We start from the raw sequence: 9008 nt of genomic DNA on the forward strand, positions 1-9008 counted from the left end.
ACCCTGATCGCGGCGACCACCGAGAACCCGTACTTCTCGGTGATCTCCCCGCTGCTGTCCCGTTCGCTGCTGCTCACCCTGGAGTCGCTCACCGACGAGGACATCCGGGCGCTGCTGCGCCGGGCGGTGGAGGACGAGCGCGGCCTGGAGGGCGCGCTGGAGCTGACCTCGGAGGCCGAGGACCACCTGGTGCGGCTCGCCGGTGGGGACGCCCGGCGGGCGCTGACCACGCTGGAGGCGGCGGCCGGGGCGGCGCTGGAGAAGGGCGAGGCGAGCATCTCGCTGGCCACCACCGAGACCGCCGTGAACCAGGCGGCGGTGCGCTACGACAAGGACGGCGACCAGCACTACGACGTGGCCAGCGCGCTGATCAAGTCGATCCGCGGCAGCGACGTGGACGCCACGCTGCACTACCTGGCCCGGATGATCGAGGCGGGGGAGGACCCGCGGTTCATCGCCCGGCGGCTGATGATCTCGGCCAGCGAGGACGTCGGCCTGGCCGACCCGACGGCGCTGCAGACGGCGGTGGCGGCGGCCCAGGCGGTGGCGCTGATCGGCTTCCCGGAGGCCCGGATCATCCTGTCCCAGGCGGCGATCGCGCTGGCGCTGGCGCCCAAGTCCAACTCGGCCTACCTGGCGATCGACGCGGCGCTGGCGGACGTGCGGCAGGGGTTGGCCGGGGCCGTCCCGCCGCACCTGCGGGACGCCCACTACGGCGGCGCGGGCAAGCTCGGGCACGGCCAGGGCTACCAGTACCCGCACGACCTGCCGGAGGGCATCGCCACCCAGCAGTACGCGCCGGACTCGGTGCACGGCCGGGAGTACTACCGGCCGAACCGGCGCGGCGGCGAGGTGCGGTACGCGGACACCGTGGACTGGACGCGCGGGCGGCTGCGGGGGGAGCGCCGGGTGGAGAAGGCGGAGCCGAAGGCCCCGAAGCCGGAGCGGAAGGCCGAGGAGGAGCCCGGGACGAAGGGCGAGTGATCGACGGGTATACTTCGTCGGAGTGCCAAGTCCCGGGACGGCGGCGGGGGAGACCCCACCGACCGGCCGCACCAGCGGGACATCGGCCGTAGGCCTCCCCCGGGAGGCCCGCACCAGGAGCGTCGCGCACCGTTTCGGTGTCGCGGACGGCCCGGTCTTCCGGGCCCTTCGTGTGACCAGCACTTCATGTGCCCGGCTCCGGAGAGCGGCTGATCCCTTCGCGCAGGCGTCGGGGTTATCTCCGGGTCGCGACATGCGACCTCCGTCAACACCTGGTGAAAGCCGTATTCGTAAGCAAGGAAGGTTTGGTTCATGGCGAACCAGAAGCGTCCCAAGGTCAAGATCGCGCGTGCGCTCGGCGTGCCGCTGACCCCGAAGTCCGTCAAGTACTTCGAGGCCCGCCCGTACCCGCCCGGCCAGCACGGCCGTGGTCGCAAGCAGAACTCGGACTACAAGGTCCGTCTGCTCGAGAAGCAGCGTCTGCGCGCCCAGTACGACCTGAGCGAGAAGCAGATGGCCCGCGCGTTCGACCGCGCGAAGAAGGCCGAGGGCAAGACCGGTGAGGCGCTCGTCGCCGACCTGGAGACCCGTCTGGACTCCCTGGTCCTGCGTTCGGGCATCGCCCGCACCATCTACCAGGCCCGCCAGATGGTCGTCCACGGCCACATCGAGGTCAACGGCGGCAAGGTCAACAAGCCGTCGTTCCAGATGAAGCCGGGCTTCGTGGTCACCGTCCGCGAGCGCTCCAAGGAGAAGGTCCCCTTCCAGGTCGCCCGTGAGGGTGGCTACGCGGGTGAGGGCCAGACCCCGAAGTACCTCGAGGTCAACCTGAAGGCCCTGGCCTTCCGCCTGGACCGTGCGCCGCAGCGCAAGGAGGTCCCGGTGATCTGTGACGAGCAGCTGGTCGTCGAGTACTACTCGCGCTGACCCGCGCTCGGTTCGCACATCGCCGAACCGGCAGCGAGCCCCCGTCGCCTTTCGAGGCGGCGGGGGCTCGTCCCTTTTCCGGTGCCGGTCGGCCCTCCGGCTACAGCTCCGCGCCGGTCATCGCGGCGGCCAGCCGCAGGTGCGGGCGGGCCTCCTCGCCGCGGCCCTGGCGCTCCAGGGTGCGGCCGAGCATCAGCCGGGCGTAGTCCTCGGCCGGGTCGAGGTCGAGGATCCGGCGCAGTTCGGCCTCGGCGCGGCCGAGCTGGGCGGAGTGGAAGTAGCTGCGGGCCAGCAGCAGCCGGACCGAGAGGTTGGCCGGCTCCTCGGCCAGCACGCCTTCCAGCATGCGGGCGGCGTCGCTGTACGCCTTGGACTCGAAGTAGAAGTTCGCGAGGCGGTACTCGTCGTGGACGGCCATGGTGCTCCTTCCGGGTGGATCCTTGCCTCCTCAAGCAATCCGCAAGCTTCAGCTATTCCGCACCGGCGCCGGGGCCGGCGCGGGCGGCACCGAACAGGGCCCGGGGCCGGGTTCCGGGCCGCCCGGCGCGTCCCCGTCGCCGAGCGCCCGGCCGACCGCGGCGTCCAGATCCAGCCGCCCGCCCACCAGGTAGCAGTCCTCGTACTCCTGCTCGGTGAGCCCGGCCCGGGCGCGCTCGGCGCACTCCTGGTGGGTGCCGAAGAAGGAGCGGGACCCCAGGAAGGGGTTGCCGACCGCACGCCAGATCCGGTGCGCGGCGCCCTGCAGCACCCGGGCCTCGCACAGGGCGGCCGGCTCGCCCGGCGAGGGCGGCTCGGTCTCCAGCAGTGCCAGCAGGTCGATCCCCAGCACGATGCCGAGCAGGTCGTGGAAGCGGTGGTTCAGCCGGACGCACTCGCGGGCCAGCACGCGGGCCGGCTGGACGGCGCCGTCCAGGTAGTGCGAGTACGCCATCGCGTACAGCACGTAGCCGTACGCCCACTGCTCGCCGTGCTCCTCGCACACCTCGCGGGCCTGGCCGAACCAGAGCTCGGCGCTGTCCGGATCGCCCTGGAACAGGTAGGCGAGGCCCAGCTCGACCATCGCCATCAGCACGTTGCTGTTGAGCTCGCCGATGGTCCGGTAGTGCCAGAGCGCCTCCTCGAACAGCTCGGCGGCGCGCTCCGGGTCGTCACCGATCAGGGCGGCGCAGCCCTGGCGGTGGACGGCGTAGGCCAGGGCCCGGTCGTCGCCGGTGTCCAGCGCCTGGCGGCGGCACTCCTCCAGGGCGGGGCGGGCGACGCCGAGGTCGCCCTGGAGGGTGGCCATGTAGCCGGTCACCCAGAGCGCCTTGGCCCGGACCTCGGTGGGCTCGCGGTCCAGGGCGAGCGCGCGGTCCAGCCAGTGCCGGCCCTCGCCGAGGTGGCCGCAGCCGACCCAGTAGAACCACAGGGTGCCGGCCAGCAGCAGGGCGATCTGCTCCTCGCCGGGCTCGGCGAGGCAGAACTCCAGCGCGGCGCGCAGGTTGGCGTGGGCGAGCAGGGTGCGCTCGGCGGTCTCGGCCTGCCGGGGGCCGAACCACTCGACCTCGCCCCAGGTGGCCACGCCCAGGTACCAGTCCCGGTGGCGGCGCAGCAGCCGGTGCTCCTCGCCGGCGGCGCGCAGCCAGTGGCCGCCGTACTCGCGCAGGGTGTCCAGCAGGCGGAAGCGGACGCCGAAGGCGCTGTCCTCGCGCAGCACCACCGACTTGGCGACGAGTTCGTCGAGCAGGTCGAGCACGTCCTCGGGCTCGATGCCCTCGCCGGCGCAGACGTACTCGGTGGCCTCCAGGTCGAAACTGCCGGCGAAGACCGACAGGCGGGCCCAGAGTAAACGTTCCTGCACTGTGCAGAGCTCGTGACTCCAGCCGATCGTGGTGCGCAGCGTCTGGTGTCTCGGCAGGGCCGTCCGGGAGCCGCCGGTGAGCAGCCGGAAGCGGTCGTCCAGCCGGGCCGTGATCTGCTCCACCGACAGCGCGCGCAGCCGTCCGGCGGCCAGCTCCACGGCCAGCGGGATGCCGTCGAGCCGACGGCAGAGCAGGCCGACCGCCTCCGCGTTCGCCTCCGTCACCGCGAAGGACGGCAGCACGGCCCGCGCCCGGTCGGCGAACAGCCGGACCGCGTCCGGCAGTGGGGCCGGGGCGTCCGGCCGCTCCCGCGGCGGGTCGACCGGCAGCGGGGTCAGCGTCAGCAGGTGCTCGCCCGAGGCCCGCAGCGCGGTGCGGCTGGTGGCCAGCACCCGCAGCCCGGGCAGCGCGCGCAGCAGCGCGTCGGTCAGCTCGGCGCACGCCTCCACCAGGTGCTCGCAGCCGTCCAGCACCAGCAGCAGGCGGCGCCCCGCCAGATGCTCGCCCAGCACGTCCAACGGTGGCCGGGCGGTGCCGTCGGTCAGCCGCAGCGCCTCCAGCACGGCGTGGCCGAGCAGCAGCGGGTCCTGCACCGGGGCCACGTCCACCAGCCAGGTGCCGTCCGGGAAGGCCTCGGCCGCCCGGTCCGCCGCCCGCAGCGCGAGCCGGCTCTTGCCCACCCCGCCGGGCCCGGTCACCGTCACCAGCCGCGCCCCGGCGAGCAGGCCCGCCAGCTCGGCCAGTTCCCGCTCGCGCCCGACGAAGCCCGTCACCTCGGCGGGCAGCCGGCCCGGTTCCGACTCGCGCGGCCACGCCGCGGGCTGTGCTGTCCAGTCGCCGGCCAAGCGCTGCTCCCCGTTGTTCCCGGCCCGGACCGCGGCGGTCCGGACGTGCGTCGGGCCGTACGGGCGACGGCCCGCCTGGCTGAACGAGGTGACCGGACGGTAGGTTACGCGCGCGGTTCGCACATCCGGGCGAGGCCACGGCCGTGACCCGGTCCGGAAAGCGGACCCGGGCGCGATAGGGTTCGGTTGGGAACCGCAAGGCGAGGGAGCGCGCAGAAGTGTCCGTGGGAGAGCTGGCCGGCTTGCTCGTCGCCGTGTTCTGGGCGGTCCTGGTCACCCTGCTCGCGGTGGTGCTGGTGCGACTCTCCCGGGTGTTGAAGGAAGCCACCGTCCTGGTCTCCGCGGTCACCGAACAAGCCGTCCCGCTGCTGGCCGACGCCGGTGCCGCGGTGCGCAGCGCCAACGAGCAGCTGGACCGGGTGGACGAGATCACCGCCAACGTCCAGGACGCCGCCGCCAACGCCAAGGCGCTCTCCTCCACCGCGGCCGCCACGCTGGGCGGACCGCTCATGAAGGTCGCCGCGTTCAGCTACGGCGTCCGCAAGGCCGTCGCCAAGCAGCAGGGCACCCTGCCGAGCGTGCCGGTGCAGCCCGCCGAGCGCGACGAGCTGGCCCGGCTGATCCGGGCCGAGGTGCGCGCCGCGACCGCGCCCAGGAGCGGCCTGTTCTCCCGGGTCCGGCGAGCGGTGAGGGGCTGACCGGATGGCACGGATCTTCTGGATGGCGGTCGGCGCCGGCGCCGCGGTGTGGGCCATGAACAAGGCCAACGGCGCCGTGCAGCGGCTCACCCCGGACAGCCTCTCCGGCACCGCCGCGCGCGGTGCGCTGCACCTGGGCGACCGGGCCAGGCAGTTCGCCCAGGACGTGCGCTCCGGCATGGCCGAGCGCGAGGAGCAGCTCAAGGACGACCTCGGACTGCACGGCACGGCCGTGGCGGAGCCCCGGAGCACCCGCCGGGTGCTGCGCGGCGAGCCGCAGTACCGAGCTATCTCGGCGGTGCCCGGTCGCCCGGCCGCCGCCCTGCCCCCCGCCCGCGCCCTGCCCGACGGCGGGGGCCGCACCGTCCCACAGACCATTGAAGAAACGCCCCGCCGAGCCCTGCCGCGGGGCGGAACGAACCGGAAGGACCACTAATGGAGTCGGCTGAGATCCGCCGCCGCTGGCTGCGCTTCTTCGAGGAGCGCGGCCACACCGTCGTTCCGTCGGCGTCCCTGGTCGCCGACGACCCCACCCTGCTGCTGGTCAACGCCGGCATGGTGCCGTTCAAGCCCTACTTCCTGGGCGAGGTCAAGCCGCAGTTCTCGCGCGCGACCAGCGTCCAGAAGTGCGTGCGCACCCTCGACATCGAGGAGGTCGGGAAGACCACCCGGCACGGCTCCTTCTTCCAGATGTGCGGCAACTTCTCCTTCGGTGACTACTTCAAGGAAGGAGCCATCAAGTTCGCCTGGGAGCTGCTCACCACTCCCGTCGCGGACGGTGGCTACGGCCTGGAGAAGGAGAAGCTCTGGATCACCGTCTACAAGGACGACGACGAGGCCGAGCAGATCTGGCGCGACGTCATCGGCGTGCCCTCCGAGCGCATCCAGCGCCTGGGCATGAAGGACAACTTCTGGTCGATGGGCGTCCCCGGCCCGTGCGGCCCGTGCTCGGAGATCAACTACGACCGCGGCCCCGCGTACGGCGAGGAGGGCGGCCCGGCGGTCAACGGCGAGCGCTACCTGGAGATCTGGAACCTGGTCTTCATGCAGTACGAGCGCGGCCACGGCGACGGCAAGGACGGCTTCGAGATCCTCGGCGACCTGCCGAGCAAGAACATCGACACCGGTCTCGGCCTGGAGCGCCTCGCCGCCATCCTGCAGGACGTCGACAACCTCTTCGAGATCGACACCAGCCGGATGATCCTCGACCGCGCCGCCGAGCTCACCGGCCACACCTACGGCGCCGACCACAAGTCGGACGTCTCGCTGCGCGTGGTCACCGACCACATCCGCACCGCGCTGATGCTGGTCGGCGACGGCGTCACCCCCGGCAACGAGGGCCGCGGCTACGTGCTGCGCCGCATCCTGCGCCGCGCCATCCGCAACATGCGCCTGCTGGGCGCCACCGAGCCGGTGGCCAAGGAGCTCATCGACGTCGCGATCAAGGCGATGGCGCCGCAGTACCCCGACCTGGAGAGCGACCGCAAGCGCATCGAGACGGTCGTCATCGGCGAGGAGGCGGCCTTCCTGCAGACCCTGAAGGCCGGCACCAACCTGTTGGACGTCGCGGTCACCGAGACCAAGCAGTCCGGTGGCGTGGTGCTCTCCGGCGACCAGGCCTTCAAGCTGCACGACACCTACGGCTTCCCGATCGACCTCACCCTGGAGATGGCCGAGGAGCAGGGCCTCCAGGTCGACGAGGCCGGCTTCCGCCGTCTGATGCAGGAGCAGCGGGACCGCGCCAAGGCGGACGCCAAGGCGAAGAAGATGGGCCACGCCGACGTCGCCGCGTACCGCGAGGTCGCCGACAAGTCCGGCGCGAGCGTCTTCACCGGCTACAGCCTGACCGAGGGCGAGGCCACCGTCGTCGGCCTGCTGGTGGACGGCGTCCCGGCGCCGGCCGCCTCCGAGGGCGACGAGGTCGAGCTGATCCTCGACCGCACCCCGTTCTACGCCGAGGGCGGCGGCCAGCTCGCCGACCACGGCCGGATCCGGCTGGAGTCCGGCGCGGTCGTCGAGATCCGCGACGTGCAGCAGCCCGTCCCGGGCGTCGTCGTCCACTCGGGCGGCGTGCTGTTCGGCGAGGTCGTGCTCGGCGCCTCGGCGTACGCCACGATCGACCTCGACCGCCGCCGGGCGATCGCCCGCGCCCACTCGGCCACCCACCTGACCCACCAGGCGCTGCGCGACGCGCTCGGCCCGACGGCCGCCCAGGCCGGCTCCGAGAACGCCCCGGGCCGCTTCCGCTTCGACTTCGGCTCGCCCGCCGCCGTTCCGGGCAGCGTGCTGGTGGACGTCGAGCAGAAGATCAACGACGTGCTGGGCCGCGAGCTGGAGGTCACCGCCGAGGTCATGACGATGGACCAGGCCCGCAAGGCCGGCGCCATCGCGATGTTCGGCGAGAAGTACGGCGACGAGGTGCGGGTCGTCTCGATCGGCGACTTCTCCAAGGAGCTGTGCGGCGGCACCCACGTCGGCAACACCGCCCAGCTGGGCCTGGTGAAGCTGCTCGGCGAGTCCTCGATCGGCTCCGGCGTGCGCCGCGTCGAGGCGCTGGTCGGCGTCGACGCGTACAAGTTCCTGGCCCGCGAGCACACCGTGGTGGCCCAGCTCACCGAGCTGGTCAAGGGCCGCCCGGAGGAGCTGCCGGAGAAGATCTCGGGCATGCTCGCCAAGCTCAAGGACGCCGAGAAGGAGATCGAGCGCTTCCGCGCCGAGAAGGTGCTGGCCGCCGCGGCGGGCCTGGCCGACTCGGCCGAGGACGTGCACGGCATCGCCGTGGTCGCCGCGCAGGTCGCCGACGGCGTGGGCGCGGACGAGCTGCGCAAGCTGGTCCTGGACGTGCGTGGCCGCCTGGGCGCCCGCCCGGCCGTGGTCGCCGCGTTCACGGTGGCCAATGACCGCCCGCTGACCGTGATCGCCACCAACGAGGACGCCCGCGGCCGCGGTATCAAGGCCGGCGAGCTGGTCCGCACCGCCGCCAAGACCCTCGGCGGCGGCGGTGGCGGCAAGGACGACGTCGCCCAGGGTGGCGGCTCCAACCCGGCCGCGGTCGGCGAGGCGATCGCCGCGGTGCGCGGCCTGGTCGCGGAGCGCGCCAGCTGATGGAGCAGGAGGAGAGGCCCTTCCGGCGTGGGCGGCGGATCGCCGTCGACGTCGGTGACGCCCGGATCGGGGTCGCGTCCTGCGACCCCGACGGGGTGCTCGCCACACCGGTGGAGACCGTTCCGGCCGGGGCGAAGTCGCAGGCCAGGATCGCCGCGATCGTCGAGGAGTACGACGCGATCGAGGTGGTCGTCGGGCTGCCGCGCTCGCTCAGCGGCAGGGAGGGTCCGGCCGCGGAGAAGGTCCGGGCCTACGCCTCGCGGCTGGCCAACCGGGTCTACCCGGTGACGGTGCGGCTGGTGGACGAGCGGATGACGACCGTCACCGCGACCCACGGGCTGCGCGCCTCGGGGGTCAAGGCGAAGAAGGGCCGCTCGGTGGTCGACCAGGCCGCCGCGGTGGTGATCCTCCAGACCGCCCTTGAGTCCGAACGGGTGAGCGGACGCCCGCCCGGTGAGAGCGTCGAGGCGACCGGCTGACCGGCCTGCTCTAACGTCCCGAAGAGGGGTGGGGGGGGGCCCCGCCCCCCCCCCCCCCCCATAGGGGGGGGTTTTAAAACAAAAACAACCCCCCCCAAACCCCACCAAAGACGGATGGGGGGATATGGT

At 72.8% G+C, this 9008-nt stretch carries 8 protein-coding genes; 6 read left to right on the forward strand and 2 right to left on the reverse strand.

Going from position 1 to position 9008, the window contains the following annotated elements; genetic code table 11:
* Both ACFV8H_RS19750 and rpsD read left to right on the forward strand, forming a co-directional pair.
* The coding region (locus ACFV8H_RS19750; RefSeq protein ID WP_380401415.1) for a replication-associated recombination protein A at positions 1 to 984 on the forward strand (984 nt) is incomplete at its 5' end.
* 312 nt (positions 985 to 1296) lie between these two features.
* Complete coding sequence (gene rpsD, locus ACFV8H_RS19755; RefSeq protein WP_030240707.1) at positions 1297 to 1911, forward strand: 30S ribosomal protein S4; 615 nt, start codon at positions 1297 to 1299, stop codon at positions 1909 to 1911.
* A 100-nt stretch (positions 1912 to 2011) separates the two neighbouring features.
* Here the strand turns inward: rpsD and ACFV8H_RS19760 are convergent, their stop codons facing one another.
* Entirely contained in the window at positions 2012 to 2329 is a 318-nt protein-coding gene (locus ACFV8H_RS19760) for a tetratricopeptide repeat protein (protein WP_375889988.1), read from the reverse strand.
* Positions 2330 to 2377: 48 nt separating this feature from the next.
* Complete coding sequence (locus tag ACFV8H_RS19765) at positions 2378 to 4597, reverse strand: ATP-binding protein (protein WP_380401418.1); 2220 nt, start codon at positions 4595 to 4597, stop codon at positions 2378 to 2380.
* Between the two features lie 218 nt (positions 4598 to 4815).
* On the opposite strand from ACFV8H_RS19765, the gene ACFV8H_RS19770 reads away from it, so the two are divergent.
* The 4 genes from ACFV8H_RS19770 to ruvX are packed head-to-tail and all read left to right on the forward strand — an operon-like array spanning position 4816 to position 8879.
* Positions 4816 to 5295, forward strand: coding sequence for a DUF948 domain-containing protein (locus tag ACFV8H_RS19770; protein ID WP_375889985.1), 480 nt, complete (start codon positions 4816 to 4818; stop codon positions 5293 to 5295).
* A 4-nt stretch (positions 5296 to 5299) separates the two neighbouring features.
* Positions 5300 to 5731: a DUF6167 family protein gene (locus ACFV8H_RS19775; RefSeq protein WP_375889983.1), complete on the forward strand. Its 432-nt coding sequence runs from the start codon at positions 5300 to 5302 to the stop codon at positions 5729 to 5731.
* Positions 5731 to 8400, forward strand: coding sequence for an alanine--tRNA ligase (gene alaS, locus ACFV8H_RS19780; RefSeq protein WP_380401421.1), 2670 nt, complete (start codon positions 5731 to 5733; stop codon positions 8398 to 8400). Before ACFV8H_RS19775 ends, alaS begins: the two co-directional genes overlap by 1 nt.
* Complete coding sequence (gene ruvX, locus ACFV8H_RS19785; protein ID WP_380401424.1) at positions 8400 to 8879, forward strand: Holliday junction resolvase RuvX; 480 nt, start codon at positions 8400 to 8402, stop codon at positions 8877 to 8879. Before alaS ends, ruvX begins: the two co-directional genes overlap by 1 nt.
* Positions 8880 to 9008 lie beyond the last annotated feature (129 nt).

The sequence above is a fragment of the Kitasatospora sp. NPDC059827 genome (assembly GCF_042731675.1).
Classification (GTDB): Bacteria; Actinomycetota; Actinomycetes; order Streptomycetales; family Streptomycetaceae; genus Kitasatospora.